The following is a 19,595-nucleotide window of genomic DNA, read 5'->3' as shown; positions in this document are numbered from 1 at the left end:
TCTACCGGTCAGTCCGTACACGTTTCAGGCTCATCATCAAGGCACTCGATACACGCATCCAGCAACTCATGGAGCGCCGCAACGCGATGCACGCCGAGTCGCTCATTAAGTGCCAATTGCGCCTCTTTCCAGGCGCGCCGCCCTTCGGCTTGCTTTGCCAGTCCTGCTTCGGTCACCTGGACAAGGCGGCTACGCGCGTCGCCACCTGCCCCGACCGTCAACCAGCCTTGAGCGACCAGTGGCTGCATATTCCGTGTCAACGTCGAAGCCTCCATTTGCATTCGCCTAGCCAGGTCGCTCGGGCGAATGGGACCCAGTCTGACGACGTGTGACAACAATGAGTACTGCGTGTTTTTTAATCCGGACTCGGCGATATAGCGATCGTAGTGACGCGTCACCATGCGATTGAGCTGGCGAATCTTCAGATTGGTGCAACCCTGTGGCTTGGTCATATTTTTCATGTTATAGATTGTATCTACAAGTATTGCATATACAAGTATTGAGAATGAGGAAGGAGTTCGTGATGCAGGCTGACCAGGTCATTGCTCGGTGGGAGGAAGAGGAAAAAGCGATTCGTGCCCGTTGGAACACCTCCCACACCGCAACGCACAAACAGATCGCCAGCCTGACAGGCATGGAGTTGTTCGAGGCAATTTTTGCCGGGCAACTACCGCCCGCCCCAATCGGCGATACGCTCGATTTCCTGCCCATTCACATGGAACCAGGCACAGCAATCTTCCAAGGTCGACCGCAACGAAGGCACTACAACCCGCTGGGAACCGTGCACGGCGGTTGGTTTTCCACGCTGCTCGATTCGGCGGTGGGTTGCGCCGTGCATTCGACCTTACCCGCAGGCAAGGGCTTCACTACGCTGGAGCTGAAAGTCAACATGGTCCGCGCCTTGACCGACGCGGTGCCGCTGGTACGCGCCGAGGGAAAGTTGATCCATGCAGGAAGTCGGATTGCCACGGCCGAAGGCCGAATCGTTGGCCCCGACGGCAAGCTGTACGCGCACGCCACCACGACATGCTTGATCTTCGATTTCCCTGCACCTTCCCCGAGGCGTCCACATGAGCAAGCCTGACGTTGTTCTCTGCGCTGCGGTCTGAACTGAGCAACCTCGTGGTTCCGCCTCGATCAACGGAGAAAGTCATGAAATACACATCCTTTGGCAAAACCGGCCTGCGGGTTTCGCAGGTGGCGCTCGGCACGGGCAACTTTGGCACGGGTTGGGGCCATGGTGCCGATCCCGATACCAGCCAAGCGATCTTCAACGCCTATGCCGAGGCCGGAGGCAATTTCATCGATACAGCGGATGTCTACCAGTTCGGACAATCGGAGGAGCAGATCGGCATCCTGCTGCAGGGGCGGCGCGAAGATTTCGTCATCGCGACGAAGTACAGCAACGGCGCGCAGCCGAATGCCAATCGGCTGGTCACCGGCAACAGTCGCAGGGCCATGGTCGCCTCCGTGGAAGCAAGCCTGAAGCGACTCAAGACAGATCGGATTGACATTTACTGGGTGCATCATCCCGATGGCCTCACGCCAGCCGAGGAAATCGTCCGTGGCTTCGAGGACTTGGCACGCGCGGGCAAGATCCTCTATGCAGGCCTTTCGAACTTCGCCGCCTGGCGTCTCGCCCGCACAGTGACCCTGGCCGAACTGACTCGTACCGTTCCCATCGCGGCTGCGCAGTTCGAGCACAGCCTGGTTCATCGCGAGCCCGAAGCCGACCTGTTCCCGGCATCGCACGCACTGGGCCTCGGTATCGTCACGTGGTCGCCGCTGGGCGGCGGCATGCTGACGGGCAAGTACCGCCAAGGGGAGAAAGGTCGCGCCGAAGGTTTGGGCGGTCGGGTGTTCCAACCGGAGAATTCGGCGCAGCGTACGCACATCCTCGACACCGTCATTGCCATCGCGGGCGAGATCGGCGCCAGTGCGGGTCAGGTCGCCATTGCCTGGGCAGGCACCCATGGGGCAGTGCCGATCATCGGGCCACGCTCAATGACCCAGCTCACCGACAACCTCGGCGCGCTGTCGCTTGAGCTTTCTTCCGAGCACATCAGCCGCCTCGATACAGCAAGCATCCTGACACCCTCGGCGCCAGCGCGGACGGTAATCCCCTGGGCCGAGCGCGCGGATCGGATCGTGGCATAGTGCGGTACTCGGCTAGAAGTGCCTGTTGAAAGCGCGGTGTCGGTTGTGCGACGGTGCGTCAGCATCCCTTCGGACACCAGCTCGGCCAAGGCACTGTCCGCCTACACTTAAAAACAGTGCCCCCCTCCAAGACTCCCTTGCGCAGACATTGCATACCGCCAGCAACCACTTACCTGATTTAATCATTATGATAGCCCTGCCCAAGACGCCACCCTTGCCATTAAAAACATAACGTTCAAAGGAGTTGAATTGTCATGCCCACCCTGGACAACGCTTTTCACAGCCTGCATCAGAATGGACTACTGGTCTTGGCCAATGTGGCCGATGCGGGCGGTGCGCGCATCGTCGAACGCTTGGGCGGCAAGGCCGTAGCGACCAGCAGCGCGGCCATGGCCTGGTCGCATGGTTATCAGGATGGCAACAAGCTGCCTCTCGACCTGCTGAGTACCACCGTCAAGTCGATGGTACGGGTGCTCAGCGTACCGCTCACGGTGGATATCGAAGGCGGCTATTCGGATGACCTGGAGCGGGTCGGCCAAGTGATTGACGCCGTCATCGCCGCAGGGGCGGTCGGGATCAACATCGAAGACGGCCTGGGCTCTCCAGAGCTGCTTGTCCGCAAGATCGACGTCGCGAGAAAGGTGGCGAACCAGGCGGGCGTCAAGCTGTTCATCAACGTACGGACCGACGTCTACCTGAAAAACCTGTTACCTGCCGAACAACGCCTGGAGGAACTCCTCAAGCGCAGCGCACTGTATGCCAGCGGCGGGGCGGATGGTCTGTTTGCCGCTGGCGTGGTCGATTCGAACGAAATTGCCACCATCTGCCGGGACACCAAACTGCCCGTCAACCTGCTGTCCCGGGACGGACTGCCCTCCCCCGACGAATTGAAGCGTCTGGGCGTCAGACGACTCAGTGCGGGCTCCAGCATCGCCGAATTTCTGCACGGCGCCATGGGAGCATTGGTCCGCAGTTTCTTGGACAACGGCCAACTCGACACCCACGCCTTGAAAGCCCACACATACGGCGAATTGAACGCTTTGATGGCGGCGAAAACCGAGTAACGCTGTCCCGCGGACGCGGCCAAACGCCAGTCTGAATTGAAAGTGTCTAGTTCTGAAATAGGCTTACACCGGTTTCAGCGCTAGGACCACCGAAAGCAACGGCCTCCAAACCTGTACGGACACAGCTAACTTGTGCCCAGAGAATGGGCGAGTCCATCGACCTGTTTTGCCAGGGTTTCGAGGGTGAAATGTTCGATCGCGCGGGCACGCCTTGGCCCGAGAGCGATGTGACCACGATAACGCGGATCGTGCGCCCAAACGCGCTCGATTCAGCCCATCAACAGACAACGCTCCTCCTCTGATTCTTCCAACCCGATAAACCGTCGCACCCGTTGGGCGCCATGCCCTTCGCGGATCGCCTGTGGCGAGGCATCCAGCTGCACGTTGCCGTTTTCCATGAAAATCACCCGGTCAGAGATCGACAGGGCAAACTCCATTTCGTGAGTGACAATCAGCAGGGTCATGCCTTCGCGAGCCAGGTCGGCGATCACCGTAAGCACCTCGCCGACCAGTTCCGGGTCCAGCGCCGAGGTCGGTTCGTCAAACAGCAGGATGTCCGGGTCCATGGCCATGGCCCGGGCGATCGCCACACGTTGTTGCTGGCCGCCAGACAGTTGATGCGGATATTTGTGAACGTGGGCCAGCAGGCCGACCTTGTCGAGCAGCTGGCAGGCCCGCTGCTCACTCAGTGCGCGGCTGACGCCATGGTAACGAGGGGCGAGGCTGATGTTGTCCAACAGTGTCCGGTGCGGGAACAGGTTGAAGTTCTGGAACACCATGCCGATGCGCTGCACGCCCTGACGAACCCGAAAGCCATCCGGTTTGTCCTCGGCATTAATGAAGCCCTCCCCGAACAACAGGATTTCACCCTGATCGATGCGTTCCAGGCCATTAATGGTGCGGATCAACGAGGTCTTGCCGGAGCCGGACGGGCCGATGATGGAAATCACCTGGCCGCTTTGCACCTTCAGGTCGATACCTTTGAGCACATGATGATCGCCGTAGCGTTTGTGCACGCCCTGCAGGTGCAGGGCCGGGGCCGCACCTTTGGCTGGGAGGCTGACCTTGCTCGGTACCCTAGGTGCCAGACTGTCACGCAGCACTTGTGTCGAGGCGTTCTCCAGGGTTTGCGGTGTACGCAGGTTCAGGTCCAGGTAACGTTCCAGACGCTGCAAGGCGAAGCCAAACACTGTCACGATCAGCACGTAGTACAGGCCCACCGCCGCCAGGGTCTCCATAACCAGAAAGTTCTGGGCATACAGGCGCTGGCCGACAGTCAGCAGTTCGGTCAGTGAAATCACCGAGATCAACGAGGTCAGTTTGACCACCGTGATGTATTCGTTAATCAACGTCGGCAATGAGATACGAAACGCCTGAGGAATGACGATCAGCCGTTGCACGCCAAGCAGCCCGAGTCCCAGGGCACGGCCCGCTTCCTTCTGGCCCTTGGCGATCGAAATCAGCCCGCCACGATGAATTTCTGCCATGTAGGCGGCCTCAGTGACCACCAGCGCCAACAGACCGGAATAAAATGGCACCGACAGCACCGGCCCGGCACCGGGCAGCAACTGCGGCAGGTTGTAGACGAAGACCACCAGCACCAGCAGCGGAATGCTGCGAAAGAACCAGATGTAGAGTGATGCGGGTATGCGCAGCCAGCGCACGCTCGACAGTTTGGCCGATGCCAGGACAAAACCCAGCAGCATGCCCAGGAACCAGGCCAGGGTGCTCAGTTCGATGACGGTCAGGCTCGCCGCCCAGAAGTCAGCCAGGGTGAACAGCGAAAAAAAGTAATCCCAATCGAATTGCATAGACACCTCGCGCAAGCCGCGCCCCCGATCGAGGGCGCGGTTTCAGGCATTACTCAGAGACCGGTTCCAGGTCATACGCCTTGAGAATGGCGGCGTACTCGCCGTTGGCCTTGCTCTCAGCCAACGCCTTGACCAGCGCCTGATAGGTCGCATCGGCGTCTTTCTTGACGTAGATGCCCAAGGTTTGCGGGTAAACCAACTTCTGCGAGCTGACGATCACACGGCCGTTGGTACGCTGAGCGATCATGTGCGCGGCACCGGCAATTTCCACTTGAGCCTGGATGTTCTTTGACAGCAGCGCCTGCGTCACCTCGGGTGCCGAGGGAAACTCACTGACGGTGATGGCGCCCTTGTTGTTCGGGACGCAGTAGTCGCTGGACAACTGACGGAACTTGCCGACCCAGGTGGTGCCCTGCTCCAGCCCGATTTTCAGGCCACACAGGTCTTCGGGAACCTGCGGGTTCAACTCACTGCCCTTGGGCACCATGATTGCCGCGCCGGTGTTGGCATAAGCAATGGTCCGGGCCTGGGCCTGGCGCTCCGGGGTGATGTACATGCCGGAGATGATTGCGTCGTAATGCCCGGCGTTGAGGCCGTTGAGCAGATTGGGAAACTTGGTGTCGACGAAGCTGGCCTTGACGCCCATTGCCTTGGCCAGGGAATGGGCCAACTCCGGGTCGGAGCCGACCACGTTCTTGTTGGCGTCATAGGACTCGAACGGCGGGTAGGTGATTTCCATACCAACCTTCAGTACACCCGGGGTCGCGGTGCTGGCGAAGGCGGCACTGGCACAGAACAGACCAGCGGCGAGCAGACTCAGTCGGGTCAAGGCGTAGGGGGTTTTCATGATGGGAAGCTCCGTTGGTTTTTTTTAGGAATGAGAGGCAGTGTTTTTCAGGCGACCGAAGCTCGATGGCTTGCGGGCTCGGGACGGCAGTTCAAGCTCACCGTTCTCGACGCGTTTGCGCAGGTACTGATAGGTCTGCAGGGCTTGACTCCACATGTGTTCACCAATCGTCAGCGCCTCGTAGACCTGAGCGTCATTGATGAATGCCGGCAACGGCTTGATCAGCGTGTGGTAGTCGCAGGCGTAAAACAGCGGGAAGCTATAGCGCTCCTGAGCCACCTTGCGCACTCGGTGAGCGGTGGCCACAAAGGTCCCGGCGGTCATGACTTCCAGCATGTCGCCGATGTTCACCACAAACGCGCCGGGCATTGGCGGTGCATCGATCCACTGATCCTGGTCATTCAGCACCTCCAACCCCGGCTGGTCGGCGTGCAGGATGGTGAAGCACTCGTAGTCGGTATGCGCGCCGATGCCTGGAGCATCCACGGCAGTGGCATCGAAGGGGTAATGGATCAGCCGCAGCTTGGAAGGCGGACGGGTGACCAGTGCGTCGAAGTAGCCCTCTTCCAGGCCCAGGGCCAGGGCGAAGCCATCGAACAATCGGCGGCCCAGGGCAAACACAGCCTGATAGTAATTTTGTACCGCTGCCTGAAAACCCGGCACGTCGGGCCAGTGGTTCGGGCCCAGCAGCGGCGTTCGACTCAGGAATAGCGGATCGTCCACCGGCACTTCGAAACCGATGTCGAAGGCCTCTTTGTGGTCCGGCTTGCCCTTGGAGTACACCTCCTCACCTTCGGGCACGAAGCCCTTGTGGCTTTCCGAGGCACCAATGTAATGGCGCATCTTGGTCTCCAGGGGCTGCGCGAAATAATCCTTGCTTGCCTGGCGCAGGCCCTCGATCAGTGCCGGATCGATGCCGTGCCCAGTGATGTACAGAAACCCCACATCGCTGGCGGCACGCCCCAGTTGCTCGGCCACGGCGAGGCGATGCTCCAGTTCGATACTGAAGAGGCCGGCGATGTTCACCACCGGAATGCTATTGAAGTTGGCCTGGGTCAGCGAAGTCTTATTCATGGCGGGCTCCTTCACAGGTAAAACGGTTGAAGTGTTCGCGCTCGGTTCGCGCCATCCACTGGTTCAAGGTCCAGAGATCGGCCACCGGCATGTTGGTGAAGGGCAAGTGATGCAGGTACCCGTCAGCACCGAACTCCGGGGTCAGGGTGCTGATTGCATAGCCACGCTGAATTTGAGAAGCCCAGACCGCCTCCCAGTGGCGCTGGTGAAACACCAGTTCACGGGCATATTCCGGAGCGGCGGGATGGGGAACTTGCGGGCCCTGGTCATAACCGACCCGAGCTTGAATGTGGTGAACGCGCTCGACAAAGGACGACAGATCGTCGGCCGGGTCGTCCAGTAACCGCTCACAGCACACCACCCAATGGCTGATGTCACTGGTGAAACGCAGTTCCGGCAGTTGGCGAATCAGTTCCAGAGTCACCCAAGGGCTGTACAGGGAGCGGGCGCGGTGAGTCTCGAAACTGCAGAACAGCCCATGCCTGGCGGCCAGTTCCAGGGCCTGACCGAAGAACTCGACCTGTTGCGCCAGAGGCCAGCGATCATTGCCTGCAAGCAGATTGACGAAACGGGGTGTCAGCTCCGTGGCCCAGCCGAGCTTGCGATCGATGTCGACCAAGTGCTGGGCAGGCGTGGCGCGCTGATCAGGCAAGACATCGTAGGCACTAAACAGGGTGCAGATGTAGGGGACGTGATTGCTGCGCAGGAAAGCACCGAACTCGCCACGCGCATTGGCCTGCAGTGGCAGGCGTGTTTCGATCCCATCGAAACCGGCGGCAAGCAATTCATCCAGGGCGGATGCATGGCTGGCGGTATAGCCCCATAAGGTACGGAAAATCTCTAGCTTCATGCATTCCTCTCGACTGCGTCGGGCCACTGGCGGATTGGGCTGGTGGCGTTGCTGGGCAGTCGAAAAGGGGCCGCTGCGGGCTGCTGCTCTGATGGCGTCGGTCCCGTGTGGAGGATCCTAAGGCCATCGTGACAAATGATTGAATAGGCTGTAGCAAATAGTTAGTTCAGAAATCCATGAACTAACGCAAGGCGGGTTTCGCGGGAACGAAAAAGAGGCCAACACCTGAATGGCACTTACTTGACCTTCTCCGGTGTCCATTCCTCCTGACCTCAGTCCTTGCTGATCGACGTGTGTTCATCAGCATGGGGTAAGGCTTGGGTCTTCGTTTCATGGCGCGCGGCTCAATCCTGCCCTGACACGCTCGACATCCCCAACAGTGACAACCGTTAAATCATCGACGGTGGCTCGTGGGCTATAGCTCGGTCAACGCCTTTATCACAATGTTCAAAAAGGCACTAGGGAACACGCCCGCACAGTACTTTGCCCAACGGAGCGCTGCTGCCGTCGGCGCCGAAACGATACCGAATGACTGAAATTCATGACTTTCATATGGGGTGTTTTCGGCGGGAATCGTCAGTGTGCGCTCAGTACAAATCTGATGTCATGTTCCCCCGCCTGCGCTCGAAGTGGTTGAGCAACTGCACTGCAACTAATAGCGGAGTCGTGTTCGCTTAACTGAGAGGTTCAAGGAAAGCGTCTGCCCGTTGTTGCACCGACTCTTTCTGCCTGAACATTTGCTGCCAGACGAGCTGCGCCTGGACAACGGCAACCGCATCCAGGACTTTCTGCGCCCAGCGGTCATCCTCCGGATGCACCACGACAACGCGAAACCCATGATCCTTGCCTTCAATCTGCACGCCCTCGGAATCATCGACATGCAAATCGATATCGAACGCCGGCGGATATTTCGAAGGCGCATTCAACATCCCATGCACCGTCAGGGCACGGTTGTGCAGCACGCTGTTGACCACGCCGTCGACACGGATGCCGTACAGCAATAGCCAACGCCGGATATAGGACGGCGTGCGCCCGGACGACGTGTAGACCCAGACGCTGCAGCCCTGGCGGCGCAGCTCTCGGATCAGGGAGCGTGTGCCCATGCGCAACGGCTCACCCAACCAACGATGAACACAGGCCGGCAGCCTGCTCTGCTCGACGGCACAATGGTGAAGTTGGCAGGCGAGCGTGTCATCGATATCGAACGAAATTCGTATGCGCTGACGCTTGAACAGTTGCGTCGGCATCGCGCGGCGGATGACCTGCCCTACCCGGCTGCCGAAGGTTTTGCACCTGGCGAACGCTGGATACCCGCTCATCAATGGCCACCTTGATAAATGGGCAAGGATTTGTCCTTGAGAAAAAACTTCATGGGATCGGGCGCCTGTTCTTCTAAAAAAGCTGCGTATTTTTTCTTGATCTTGGGCAATTCGTACAACGCTTTGACGCCATGCTTGGCGGAGTTGCGTATGACTGAGGACGGGTTGAAGTAGCCCTCTGCGTTTTCCAGTGTCAACACGAAAGGAGGCAAACCCGCGCGCATGAGCAAATAGCTGACGATGAGCGACCCACTACGGTTGTTACCTTCGATGAACAGCTGCGGCTTGCTGAGAATGCGTACATAGACGCCGGCCGCACGCTTCCAGACGGATTCGCTGCGATACGCGCAATACCAGTTGTACAAGTCCTTGATGCCTCCCTCAACATTGTTGAAGAAATGCGCCTCGGTGGCTGCCAGGTGCTGGGCGTATTCCAACCGGCGCGCCGGATCTCGGCCACACAGCACCGTGGCATTGATCTCCAGCATCAGGTTCAGTTGCTGAAGATCGAACAGGTCGACGCCGCGGGCAACATAGTCGTCAACCAACGCATAACCTTCAAGCACATTCTGCAGCACTTCATCAGTCAAGGGGTCCCGCGGCTCGGTGAAGTACCGGCTCAGCTCGACGAAGCGGCCTTGAACTTCACGCAGTGCGCGTTCAATTGCAGGTAAATCAAGGCGGTGCGTAACAGGCATTGGTGCTCCTTGAAAACGTTTGGCAAATGTCTACCGGATGCCGCCAAATCCGTTTGGCTTCTGCAGGTATGCGGCCTTGACCGGATGAGATGCTTAGCTGAACTTGCCGCTGATGTAGTCTCCCGTCATCTGTTCACGCGGGTTGTCGAAAATCTGCGTGGTCGGGCCCATTTCCACCAGATAGCCGGTTCGCGTGCCCTGGGAAATATCCACCGAAAAGAAAGCCGTAGTGTCAGCGACACGGATGGCTTGCTGCATGTTGTGGGTGACCAGCGCGATGGTGTAGTCCTTCTTCAACTCCACCATCAGTTCCTCGACTCGCCGGGTAGCGATCGGGTCGAGCGCCGAACACGGCTCATCCAGCAGCAGGACTTCCGGCTCGGTGGCAATGGCGCGGGCAATGCACAATCGTTGTTGCTGGCCACCGGAGAGCGACAGGCCGCTGACCTTGAGCTTGTCCTTGACTTCGTCCCACAGCGCGGCACCTTGCAGCGCATGCTTGACCCGGTCGCCGATGTCGCCCTTGTAGCGATTGAGGCGCAGACCAAACGCGACGTTGTCGAAAATGCTCATCGAAAACGGGTTCGGCTGCTGGAACACCATGCCGATGTAACGGCGCACGACCACCGGATCAACGCCCTTGCCGTAGACGTCCTGTCCGAGGAAATGCACATGGCCCTCGAAACGGAACCCCTTCACCAGGTCATTCATCCGGTTGAGGCTACGCAATACGGTGCTCTTGCCACAGCCGGAAGGACCGATGAACCCGGTGATCTTGTTTTTTTCGATCGGCACATGGCTGTCACGTACCGCCATGAAGTTGCCATAGAAAATCTTGTCCAGTTTGCAGTCCATGACTACAGGCGCCTGGGTGACAAACGGAGCGGCTATTTGCGCAGTGGATACGTTCAAGATCAGATGCTCCCGTTCTTAATATTTGGGCTTGCCGAAAATACGGCTGACGATGTTCACGAACAGCACGATCATCACCAGCACCAGTGAGGCCGCCCATGCGAGTTCAAGCTGGTTGTCGAACGGCATCCCGGAGAAGTTGTAGATCAGCACCGCCAGCGAGGCAGTCGGGTTCATGACCTCGAGATTGCCCTGGTGGTAAATCCAATAGTTGCTGAACAGCGCGGTAAACAGCAGCGGCGCCGTCTCGCCCGCGGCACGTGCCACAGCCAGCATGACTCCGGTCAGGATGGCCGGCATGCCGGTCGGCAAGATGATTTTCCAGATCACCTGCGAACGGGTGCAGCCCATGCCGTAGGCGGCATCCTTCATGATCTTGGGCACCATCCGCATCGACTCTTCCGCCGTCAGCACGACGATAGGCAGCATCAGGACCGCCAGGGCCACGCCACCCGCCGGCGCCGAATACGTACCGGTGGTCATCACCACCAGGGCATAGGCAAACACCCCGGCCAGGATCGACGGCAGGCCCGTGAGCATCTTGGCGGCAAAACGCGCGGCGTTCCCCAGCTTGCTGTCCGGTCCCAGCTCAGCCAGGAAGATTGCCGCCATGATGCCGACCGGCACCGCGATCGCCGCCGCGATACCGACCATCACGAAGGTACCTGCCAATGCGTTGCCGAAACCGCCCCCCATCTCGAAGCCGGTCGGCGGCAGTTCGGTAAAGACTTCCAGGTTGAGGCGCGCGCCGCCGCGGGTAATCAGCATGTAGAGCACAGAGATCAGCGGCACACTGGCCAATAGCGCACCAGCCCAGACCAGGGTGGTCAGGATCAGGCTTCGCAGGGCACGGCCTTCGAACTTGCGCTGCAGGCTGGGCATCGCGCCTGTTGGAGACGTCAGGTCTGTTGCAGCAGTCAGATCAGTCATCACTTATTACCCCGTTGGGCGTACATCATGATCATCGAACCGAAGATGTTCACGATCAGCGTAATCAACATCAGCACCAGGGCCGCATACATCAACACCTCGATCTCGTTCGGCCCGGCTTCGGGGAAGTTCAACGCCAGCAGGGCGGCGAGCGTGTTGGCCGGTGCAAACAGCGAGAGGGAAATGTTGTTGGCATTGCCGACCAGCATGGCCAGCGCCATCGTTTCACCCAGGGCGCGCCCCAGGCCCAGCACCAGAGAGCCGAAGATGCCGGTGGCGGCGGAAGGAACCATCACCTTGAGAATCGCTTCCCAATGGGTAGTCCCCATGCCGTAGGCGGCCTGCTTGGTTTTCATCGGCACAGCCGTGAGCGCGTCCTGCGAAACGGCGGCAATGGTCGGCAGAATCATGATGGCGAGCACCAGCGCTGCGGGTAGCAGGCCTGGGCCGCTCAGGGTCGTGCCGAAAAAGGGTACCCAGCCGAGTTCGCTGTTCAACCAGGTTGTCAGCGGCCGAATCGCCGGGATCACCACGTAGATCCCCCACAGGCCATAGACCACGCTGGGGATGGCCGCGAGCAGTTCGACGATAGTGCGGAAGATGGCGGCGAGCTTGGGCGGCAGGAAATCCTGGGTCAGGAAAATCGCCATGCTGATGCCAAAAAAACCGGCGATCAGCAATGCGATCAAGGCGCTGTAGAGCGTGCCCCAGATAGCCGGCAGGATGCCGTATTTGCCCTGGTTAACGTCCCAGACACTGCCCAAAAGCACATCAAAGCCGTGCTTCTCCATACCGGGAAGTGCCTTGCGTCCCACCTCGAACACCAGCGCGAATACCAGCGCCAGAATCAGCACCACGCCGATACGTGCAAGCGCACGAAAGGTGCGATCAACCAGGAAATCCTTCCTCGAGGGTGGTTGGCAGGCAGAGTCCGGATTAACCGGTACGACAAAAGGTTTGTTCATGGGCTGAGTCCGGAACAAGGGGGAAAACTCTCCCGGCGTGGCGCAGACGCACACTCCGAGAGAGACCTCACGGCGTTACTGAATGTTGGCGGACGCTTTGCGAACCTGCTCGACGACCGATTGCGGCAATGGGATATAACCCATCGAATCGGCAATCTTCTGCCCCTCGGCCAGGCTGTATTCGACCATTTCACGCATGGCCTTGGCCTTGGCCGGATTGCCGTTGTCCTTGCGGAAAATCATCCAGGTGTAGGACGTGATCGGGTAGGACTTGGCACCGTCCGGATCAGGCAACCAGGCCACCAGGTTTTCCGGCATCTTCACCGCCGCCAAGGCTTCGGCGCCGCTTTCGGCGTTTGGCACGACGTACTGACCGGCCTTGTTCTGCAGTTGAGCAAAGTCAACCTTGGCGAGCTTGGCGAAGCCGTATTCGATGTACCCGATCGCACCCGGGGTTTGGCGCACAGTGGCCGTGACACCATCGTTCTTCGGCGACTTGATGAACTTGTCGCTAGCCGGCCAGTTGACGGTATTGCCCTCCCCCAGCGCCTGCTTGAACTCCGGATTGATTGTCGCCAGGTGCTTAGTGAATACCGCAGTCGTGCCGCTGGAGTCTGCACGCACAACAACCGTGATCGGCGTATCGGAGAGTTTCAGATCCGGGTTGGCGGCAACGATCTTCGGATCGTTCCAGCGCGTGATTTTGCCCAGAAAAATGTTGGAGTACACATCTCGAGGCAGTTTTAGCCCCTTCGGATTGCCCGGCAAGTTATAGGCCAGCACGATTTCACCCGCGGTCATCGGCAACAACTGCACGCCTTCGGCGACCTTGGCGATATCTTCCTCTTTCATTGCCGAGTCACTGGCGGCGAAATCAACCGTTTTGTTCAGAAAGTCCTGTACACCCGCGCCACTACCCTTGGATTGGTAGTCCACAGTGACACCGTCAGATTTCTTGCTGAAATCCTTGAACCAAGTGAGGTAGATCGGTGCAGGGAAACTCGCCCCGGAACCCGTCAGACGGACACTCTCTGCAGCGTAGGACGCCGAGGTGGCACAAAGAGAAACCGCAATGGCGAGCGCAGCAGACTTCATCAAACTTTTCATTAGGGGGACACCTTGTGATTACGGGCCCCCGAACTTTGCAGCAGTTTTGTTACGTTCTCATGAAAGTTGAATGGCAGCAGCACGCTCATTCTCTATGTGGCCCAGCACAGGAGTTAATGTAATTGGTTCGTAACAAATTACGCCTAACACTTTGCCATCCACCCTCGCGCGAGCCTCCCTCCTATGTCTCCCAGAGAAGCCACCTTAATGCAGCGCATCCACCGTGAACTGCTTGATCACAGTGACGAAGAGCTGGAATTGGAATTATCCGAAGACGGTCATGACCTGAACGCGCTGTTCGATGATCATGTAAAGGAAGGTACTGAGAAGGATGCTCGAAGGACTTATTTCAGCGAACTGTTCCGCCTGCAAGGCGAACTGGTAAAGCTGCAAAGCTGGGTGGTCAAGACGGGCCACAAAGTCGTGATCCTGTTCGAAGGGCGGGATGCCGCCGGAAAGGGCGGTGTGATCAAACGTATCACCCAGCGCCTGAATCCCAGGGTCTGCAGGGTCGCCGCCCTACCCGCCCCCAACGACCGGGAACGTACTCAATGGTACTTCCAGCGCTATGTCTCGCACCTGCCGGCGGCGGGCGAAATCGTGCTGTTTGACCGTAGTTGGTACAACCGTGCGGGTGTGGAGCAAGTGATGGGGTTTTGCAACGAAGATCAGTACGAGGAGTTCTTCCGTACGGTACCGGAGTTCGAACGTATGCTCGCCCGCTCCGGCATCCAATTGATCAAATACTGGTTCTCCATTTCCGACCAGGAACAGCATCTGCGCTTTCTCAGTCGCATCCATGATCCGCTCAAACAGTGGAAACTCAGCCCCATGGACCTGGAGTCCCGTCGGCGTTGGGAGGCCTACACCAAGGCCAAGGAAATCATGCTTGAACGCACCCACATCGCCGAAGCGCCGTGGTGGGTGGTACAAGCTGATGACAAAAAGAAAGCCAGGCTCAACTGCATCCATCACCTTCTCGGACAGATGCCCTATGAAGAAGTGGAAATGCCGGTAATCGAACTGCCGCAACGCGTCAGGCAGGAGGATTATTCCCGCAGCCCTACGCCGCCGGAACTCATCGTGCCTCAGGTCTATTAAAGGTCAGCCAAAATGGGGGACACGCCGTTGAGCGCTTACGTGCTTTTTAAAGGTTCTTCACGAATTGTCTCAATGCCCCGACATTTTCGACGGGTCAAATGCGGTGTATCACAACATCAGTTATTTAAATTAACCATTAATCAATGAATCAAATCGACATCTGCTCGCTAGGAGAGAAGTCACCGAGCAACTCAATGAAGGACTGACGCAACCAACGATTAGCCGGGTCATGATGAAAGCGCGTATGCCAATACAGGTGTATGTCATATCCGCAGATAGCCCAAGGCAGCGGGACCAGGCGCACATTGGTCATTTCGGAGAACCGCCGGCCGACTGCCAGTGGGACGGTGGCGATCATGTCGGACTCGACCACCAGGAACGGCACGCCCATGAACCGTGGCAGGCTGAACCGCACCCGTCGTGTTACGCCGTGGGAGGCCAGCTCCTTTCCAGCACACCCATGCCGCGCCCCTCGGCCTGGACGGCGACATGCACGGCGGCCTGGTATTGCTCGGCGCTGATGCTGTCGCCGATGGTGGGATGATCGCTGCGCACTATGCACACGAAAGAGTGGCTGTACAGCGCCCGATGCCGGATCGAGGTGTTGAGCAGACGAGGGAAATAGCCAATGGCCGCGTCGACCTCGCCAGCGTCCAAGCCCTCTTCCAAATTCCTAGTCATTTTTCAATCGATGAGTTCTTTAACGGTGGTTGCTAGCTGACTGCCAACCTGATCTTTTAAGACATCAATAAAGCGAGTTATCTTTGCGTCGACAAACTGTCGAGAGGTATAGACGGCATAAACGTTGCGCTCGTACGTGTGATAGTCAGGCAAAACCCGCACCAACTTCCCAGAGCGCAAGTCGTCGATGGCCGTGAATCCAGCCAGCAAGCCGATCCCAGCGCCCCCCCGTATGGCAACCGCCATCGCGTCCATATCATTTACGCTGAAACTTGGCCCCGTGGGCGAAAATTTCGCGTCACCAGCCTTGCTCTTCAACTGCCACTCATCCCTCACATAGTCCACAGTACCCAGCAGCAGGCATTGGTGATCTCTGAGATCCTCTGGCGTCACCGGGGCCGCATGCCTCTTCAGATAGTCTGGAGACGCTACCAAGACACAATGGCTGACTCCAATCTTCTGACTGACATACGCGGAATCCGGCAGCGTTCGAGCAATCAGGATCGAGACATCCAGTTGATCTTCCAGCAGGTTGGGCATTCGTTGGGAAAGCATTAAATCCACGGTCACATCCGGAAATTCCTTGCGATACTCCAACACGGCGCCGGTGACCAGTTGCCTCGCCAATCCGGGTACGCAGTGCACACGTAGAGTCCCCCTGGGATTCAAGGCTGCATTGCTTGCTTCGGCTTCCGCACTCTCGAGGTCTGCCAAAATTTTCGTGCACCGCTCATAAAACCGCCGGCCCGCATCGGTCACCGAGAGACGCCGAGTCGAGCGTTGCAACAGACGGGCGTCGAGTACGTTTTCAAGTGCAGACACAGCACGCGATACGTTACCTACGGTGGAGTCCAGATGGTTTGCCACGGCAGTGAAACTGCCCATCTCGACAACCTTTACGTACACCGACATGTTCGAAAGTTTATCCATCCCGACCTTCCTGTAGATCTGACAAATACCCGTGATGACGAGCGAGTTTTCCAGATGCTACACGCTCCTCCCCGTGCTCGATATTACTTCTGGGTACAACAATGATTCCCTTTTGGCCGACTAAATCAAATGGCTCACCTTCCATAGACTTGGTTGCACAGGCCGCCTGAACAGGCCCTGCGGTACAGCCACTCAGGCGACGATATTCATACGAATCTCTGACAACCAACTGAAGGCCAAATCATGAACACTTCCTACGATCCGCTTTATCTTTTTATCGGTGGTGAATGGATCAGTGCCGAAGGGCGCGATACTGCCTCTGTCGTTAACCCGGCAACCGGACGTGAAATCGGACTCGTCCCCCTCGCCACCGCAGTCGACCTTGATCACGCCCTTGAGGTGGCTCGACTGAGCTTCGAAGAGTGGCGCCAGACCGTACCTGACAAGCGCGCGAAAATCCTGAAACGGGCCGCCGATCTGATCCTGGAACGAGCACCTCACATTGCGGCGCAGATGACTCTGGAAGAAGGCAAGCCGCTGGGTGAAAGCATGGATGAAGTTACCCGCGCATCTGAGTACTTTGAGTGGTTCGCCGAAAGCGCCCGTCGTATCGATGGCCGTGTTGTACCCGCCAACCGTCCAGGCGTGCTGCAACTGGTAAAACGCCAGGCCATCGGCCCTGTGGCTGCATTCACACCCTGGAATTTCCCGGCCATCACTCCCGCTCGCAAGCTCTCGGCAGCTTTGGCCGCCGGTTGCAGTGTCATTCTCAAGCCAGGCGAAGAAAGCCCCTCCACGGCGCTGGCCCTGGCTCGTGCCCTCGACGATGCAGGATTGCCTAAAGGTGTATTGCAAGTGGTCTTTGGCGTCCCGGATCAAGTGTCCAGCCACCTGATCGCCTCATCAATCATTCGTAAGGTGACATTTACCGGCTCAGTCCCCATTGGCAGACTCCTGTCAGCCCGAGCAGCCGAGGGCGTCAAGCCAATTACCCTTGAACTGGGTGGCCACGGACCCGTGCTGGTATTTGAAGACGCAGACATTGAAAAAGCCGCTGTAGAGGGTGTCGCGAACCGGTTTCGCGGGACTGGCCAGGTATGTATCTCATCCACCCGTTTTCTGATTCAGCGTGGCGCATATCAGAGGTTTGTCGATCATTTTGTCGCTGCAACCAAAGCCCTGAGAATCGGTGATGGCCTGCATCCGCAGACTCAGGTCGGGCCGCTCGCCAACCCAAGGCAGCTGGCAAAGATGGAAGAGCTGATAGCCGATGCCGTCGAGAAAGGTGCACGAGTATTGGTCGGTGGCGAGGCCTTACCAGGTGAAGGCTTCTTCTTCCAGCCCACCGTTCTGGCAGATGTCCCCATGAACGCCCGCGTCATGCACGAAGAACCCTTCGGGCCCATCGCCGTGCTGATGCCTTTCGATGAGCTGACTGATGGTCTGAAAGAAGCCAACCGTTTGCCCTACGGGCTTTCAGCCTACGCGTTCACCTCCAGCGCTCGAACTGCAATTGACGTTGCTGACGGTTTGGAGGCCGGGATGATCGGGATCAACCAATACCGCATCGTCGCCACCGAGCTGCCTTTCGGCGGAATGAAAGAAAGCGGCCACGGCTCGGAAGGCGGCATTGAGGGCATTGAGCACTATCTCACCCACAAATTTATCAGTCAGGTTTAAGGAAACTTTCCCATGTCCAATATCAATTTCAGCAGTCCTCGCGAAGCGGCCCGAGCGTTTACCCCGAAACTGTCGCAATTCGTCGACTCAACTCTCTATCCGCAGATATGGAGCGATCCAGCGTTGTCCCCCCGTGACCGCAGCCTGATCACAGTGGCCGCATTGATTGCCGGCGGTCACTCAGAAGAGTTGCCTGCGCACCTACGGCGGGCGGTGAGCAATGGGGTTACTCATGACGAAATTGCGGCGGCGATAACCCACCTGGCGTTTTACGTGGGTTTCCCTGCTGCCATCACAGCGTCTGCTATTGCTAATGCAACGTTTACCGAATCGGAGAAAAACTAATATGAAAGCCATCAATATCAGAGAATTCGGCACGGCGGACGTACTGGAACTCGCAGATGCTCCCACTCCTGAAGTACGCCCTACCGACCTGCTAGTGCGTGTCTATGCAGCGGGCGTGAACCGTGCGGATCTGACTCATCGAACCGGTGGATATGGCCATCCGAATTTCGGCGACTCGCTGATTATCGGGTTGGAAATCGCTGGTGAGGTGATTGAGAAAGGTAGCGCGGTTACGGGGTTCGAGGTGGGGGATCGAGTGATGGGCGTAGTCGGAGGCGGCGCCTATGCCGAACTGGCACGCATCGACTACCGCATGGCCATGCACATCCCTGCGCAGCTCGACTATGTCCACGCGGCGGCAATTCCCGAGGTCTTCGTTACTGCCCATGAAGCGATGATGCACCTGGCTCGGCTGAAATCCGGCGACTCAGTATTGATTCACGCTGCCGCTGGAGGCGTAGGATCTGCCGCAGTGCAATTGGCATACGCCACAGGTGCCACGGTGTATGCGACAACCGAGGCTAGCAAGTTATCGCGTGTGGAGCATTTGGGAGCCGATGTAGCTATTGACTACAAGACACAGGATTTCGCTGAAGCCATTGCCGATAAAACGAATGGCCGGGGTGTCGATGTCGTTATCGACTTTGTTGGCGAACCCTACTTCGCACGCAACGTCGCGTCTCTTGCTCACGGTGGCCGCATGGTCCAGGTCGGTATCCTCGGCGGTGGCGGCAAGGTGACTGTGGAGTTGGAGCACATCCTCTACCGTCACTTGCAAATCATCGGCACGGTCATGAAGTCCCGCACGCAGCCAGAGAAGCACGACATGATTAAGCGCTTCCGCGAGCATTGGCTTGATCGATTCGATGGCGCTGGAAGCCTGGAGCCGGTCGTTGATAGCACTTTCCCGCTGTCACATGCTGCCGATGCCCATCGCCGGATGGAGTCGTCCGAGAACGTTGGGAAAATTATCTTGACGATGCAGCCAGAAGACTTGGTTTGAGTCGGGCCGTATCGTCAGCGGCGAATGGAGGAAATTGAATCGAGTATCGACCGTTACCTGACTGCACTCGATTCGCCGGATAAACAGGTCTCACTGACCGATCCAGGCCACGACAAGGGTC

Annotated in this window: 21 protein-coding genes; 7 read left to right on the top strand and 14 right to left on the bottom strand. The window is 58.1% G+C overall.

The window, feature by feature from the left end; genetic code table 11:
• Nucleotides 1-8: 8 nt before the first annotated feature.
• On the bottom strand, nt 9-461 hold the full coding sequence (locus SGN16_RS11125) for a MarR family winged helix-turn-helix transcriptional regulator (RefSeq protein ID WP_135844793.1): 453 nt from the start codon (nt 459-461) through the stop codon (nt 9-11).
• A 62-nt stretch (nt 462-523) separates the two neighbouring features.
• Between SGN16_RS11125 and SGN16_RS11120 the strand changes: the two genes are divergently transcribed.
• From SGN16_RS11120 to SGN16_RS11110, 3 genes are all read left to right on the top strand, one after another.
• Nucleotides 524-1,084, top strand: a complete 561-nt coding sequence (locus SGN16_RS11120) for a PaaI family thioesterase (protein WP_335944022.1) — start codon at nt 524-526, stop codon at nt 1,082-1,084.
• 68 nt (nt 1,085-1,152) lie between these two features.
• Complete coding sequence (locus SGN16_RS11115; RefSeq protein ID WP_335944021.1) at nt 1,153-2,157, top strand: aldo/keto reductase; 1,005 nt, start codon at nt 1,153-1,155, stop codon at nt 2,155-2,157.
• A gap of 254 nt (nt 2,158-2,411) precedes the next feature.
• Nucleotides 2,412-3,221 (top strand): isocitrate lyase/phosphoenolpyruvate mutase family protein, encoded by an 810-nt coding sequence (locus SGN16_RS11110; protein ID WP_335944020.1) that lies wholly within the window; start codon nt 2,412-2,414, stop codon nt 3,219-3,221.
• Between the two features lie 269 nt (nt 3,222-3,490).
• Here the strand turns inward: SGN16_RS11110 and SGN16_RS11105 are convergent, their stop codons facing one another.
• The 10 genes from SGN16_RS11105 to pstS all read right to left on the bottom strand — a co-directional run bounded on the left by SGN16_RS11105 (nt 3,491) and on the right by pstS (nt 13,734).
• A complete protein-coding gene (locus tag SGN16_RS11105) occupies nt 3,491-5,032 on the bottom strand; it encodes an amino acid ABC transporter permease/ATP-binding protein (protein WP_335944019.1) in 1,542 nt (513 codons plus the stop codon).
• A 49-nt stretch (nt 5,033-5,081) separates the two neighbouring features.
• The gene (locus SGN16_RS11100; protein ID WP_134923799.1) at nt 5,082-5,879 is read right to left on the bottom strand and encodes a transporter substrate-binding domain-containing protein; all 798 of its coding nucleotides are present in this window, start codon (nt 5,877-5,879) and stop codon (nt 5,082-5,084) included.
• Between the two features lie 24 nt (nt 5,880-5,903).
• Complete coding sequence (locus SGN16_RS11095) at nt 5,904-6,953, bottom strand: 2-oxoglutarate and iron-dependent oxygenase domain-containing protein (RefSeq protein ID WP_335944018.1); 1,050 nt, start codon at nt 6,951-6,953, stop codon at nt 5,904-5,906.
• The gene (locus tag SGN16_RS11090) at nt 6,946-7,803 is read right to left on the bottom strand and encodes a TIM barrel protein (protein ID WP_335944017.1); all 858 of its coding nucleotides are present in this window, start codon (nt 7,801-7,803) and stop codon (nt 6,946-6,948) included. The genes SGN16_RS11095 and SGN16_RS11090 overlap by 8 nt, the downstream gene beginning before the upstream one ends.
• Nucleotides 7,804-8,477: 674 nt before the next feature.
• Nucleotides 8,478-9,050, bottom strand: a complete 573-nt coding sequence (locus tag SGN16_RS11085; RefSeq protein ID WP_210645197.1) for a hypothetical protein — start codon at nt 9,048-9,050, stop codon at nt 8,478-8,480.
• A 71-nt stretch (nt 9,051-9,121) separates the two neighbouring features.
• Complete coding sequence (locus SGN16_RS11080) at nt 9,122-9,820, bottom strand: hypothetical protein (RefSeq protein ID WP_210644022.1); 699 nt, start codon at nt 9,818-9,820, stop codon at nt 9,122-9,124.
• A gap of 93 nt (nt 9,821-9,913) precedes the next feature.
• Nucleotides 9,914-10,675 (bottom strand): phosphate ABC transporter ATP-binding protein PstB, encoded by a 762-nt coding sequence (gene pstB, locus SGN16_RS11075; protein WP_025214260.1) that lies wholly within the window; start codon nt 10,673-10,675, stop codon nt 9,914-9,916.
• 75 nt (nt 10,676-10,750) lie between these two features.
• Nucleotides 10,751-11,662, bottom strand: coding sequence for a phosphate ABC transporter permease PstA (pstA, locus tag SGN16_RS11070; RefSeq protein ID WP_210644020.1), 912 nt, complete (start codon nt 11,660-11,662; stop codon nt 10,751-10,753).
• Nucleotides 11,662-12,627, bottom strand: coding sequence for a phosphate ABC transporter permease subunit PstC (pstC, locus tag SGN16_RS11065; protein WP_210644019.1), 966 nt, complete (start codon nt 12,625-12,627; stop codon nt 11,662-11,664). The genes pstA and pstC overlap by 1 nt, the downstream gene beginning before the upstream one ends.
• A gap of 75 nt (nt 12,628-12,702) precedes the next feature.
• Nucleotides 12,703-13,734 (bottom strand): phosphate ABC transporter substrate-binding protein PstS, encoded by a 1,032-nt coding sequence (gene pstS / locus SGN16_RS11060; RefSeq protein ID WP_109755278.1) that lies wholly within the window; start codon nt 13,732-13,734, stop codon nt 12,703-12,705.
• Between the two features lie 207 nt (nt 13,735-13,941).
• On the opposite strand from pstS, the gene ppk2 reads away from it, so the two are divergent.
• Nucleotides 13,942-14,835, top strand: coding sequence for a polyphosphate kinase 2 (ppk2, locus tag SGN16_RS11055; protein ID WP_210644017.1), 894 nt, complete (start codon nt 13,942-13,944; stop codon nt 14,833-14,835).
• A 148-nt stretch (nt 14,836-14,983) separates the two neighbouring features.
• On the opposite strand, the gene SGN16_RS11050 is transcribed toward ppk2, so the two are convergent.
• Genes SGN16_RS11050 through SGN16_RS11040 form a run of 3 tightly spaced genes read right to left on the bottom strand, consistent with a single transcriptional unit; the run spans nt 14,984 to nt 16,446 of the window.
• Nucleotides 14,984-15,250 (bottom strand): hypothetical protein, encoded by a 267-nt coding sequence (locus SGN16_RS11050; protein ID WP_210644015.1) that lies wholly within the window; start codon nt 15,248-15,250, stop codon nt 14,984-14,986.
• 8 nt (nt 15,251-15,258) lie between these two features.
• Nucleotides 15,259-15,516 (bottom strand): LysR substrate-binding domain-containing protein, encoded by a 258-nt coding sequence (locus SGN16_RS11045; RefSeq protein ID WP_210644013.1) that lies wholly within the window; start codon nt 15,514-15,516, stop codon nt 15,259-15,261.
• A gap of 3 nt (nt 15,517-15,519) precedes the next feature.
• The gene (locus tag SGN16_RS11040) at nt 15,520-16,446 is read right to left on the bottom strand and encodes a LysR family transcriptional regulator (RefSeq protein WP_210644011.1); all 927 of its coding nucleotides are present in this window, start codon (nt 16,444-16,446) and stop codon (nt 15,520-15,522) included.
• Nucleotides 16,447-16,689: 243 nt separating this feature from the next.
• Between SGN16_RS11040 and SGN16_RS11035 the strand changes: the two genes are divergently transcribed.
• The 3 genes from SGN16_RS11035 to SGN16_RS11025 are packed head-to-tail and all read left to right on the top strand — an operon-like array spanning nt 16,690 to nt 19,474.
• Nucleotides 16,690-18,126, top strand: a complete 1,437-nt coding sequence (locus SGN16_RS11035; protein WP_134923778.1) for an NAD-dependent succinate-semialdehyde dehydrogenase — start codon at nt 16,690-16,692, stop codon at nt 18,124-18,126.
• A 12-nt stretch (nt 18,127-18,138) separates the two neighbouring features.
• A complete protein-coding gene (locus tag SGN16_RS11030; RefSeq protein ID WP_210644009.1) occupies nt 18,139-18,471 on the top strand; it encodes a carboxymuconolactone decarboxylase family protein in 333 nt (110 codons plus the stop codon).
• Between the two features lies 1 nt (nt 18,472).
• Nucleotides 18,473-19,474 carry an NAD(P)H-quinone oxidoreductase gene (locus SGN16_RS11025; protein ID WP_335944016.1) on the top strand — a complete coding sequence of 334 codons (1,002 nt, stop codon included), beginning with the start codon at nt 18,473-18,475 and terminating at the stop codon, nt 19,472-19,474.
• Nucleotides 19,475-19,595: the final 121 nt, after the last annotated feature.

This window comes from Pseudomonas sp. G166 (genome assembly GCF_037027455.2).
Taxonomy (GTDB): domain Bacteria; phylum Pseudomonadota; class Gammaproteobacteria; order Pseudomonadales; family Pseudomonadaceae; genus Aquipseudomonas.
This window is presented reverse-complemented; position numbering and strand designations above follow the sequence as displayed.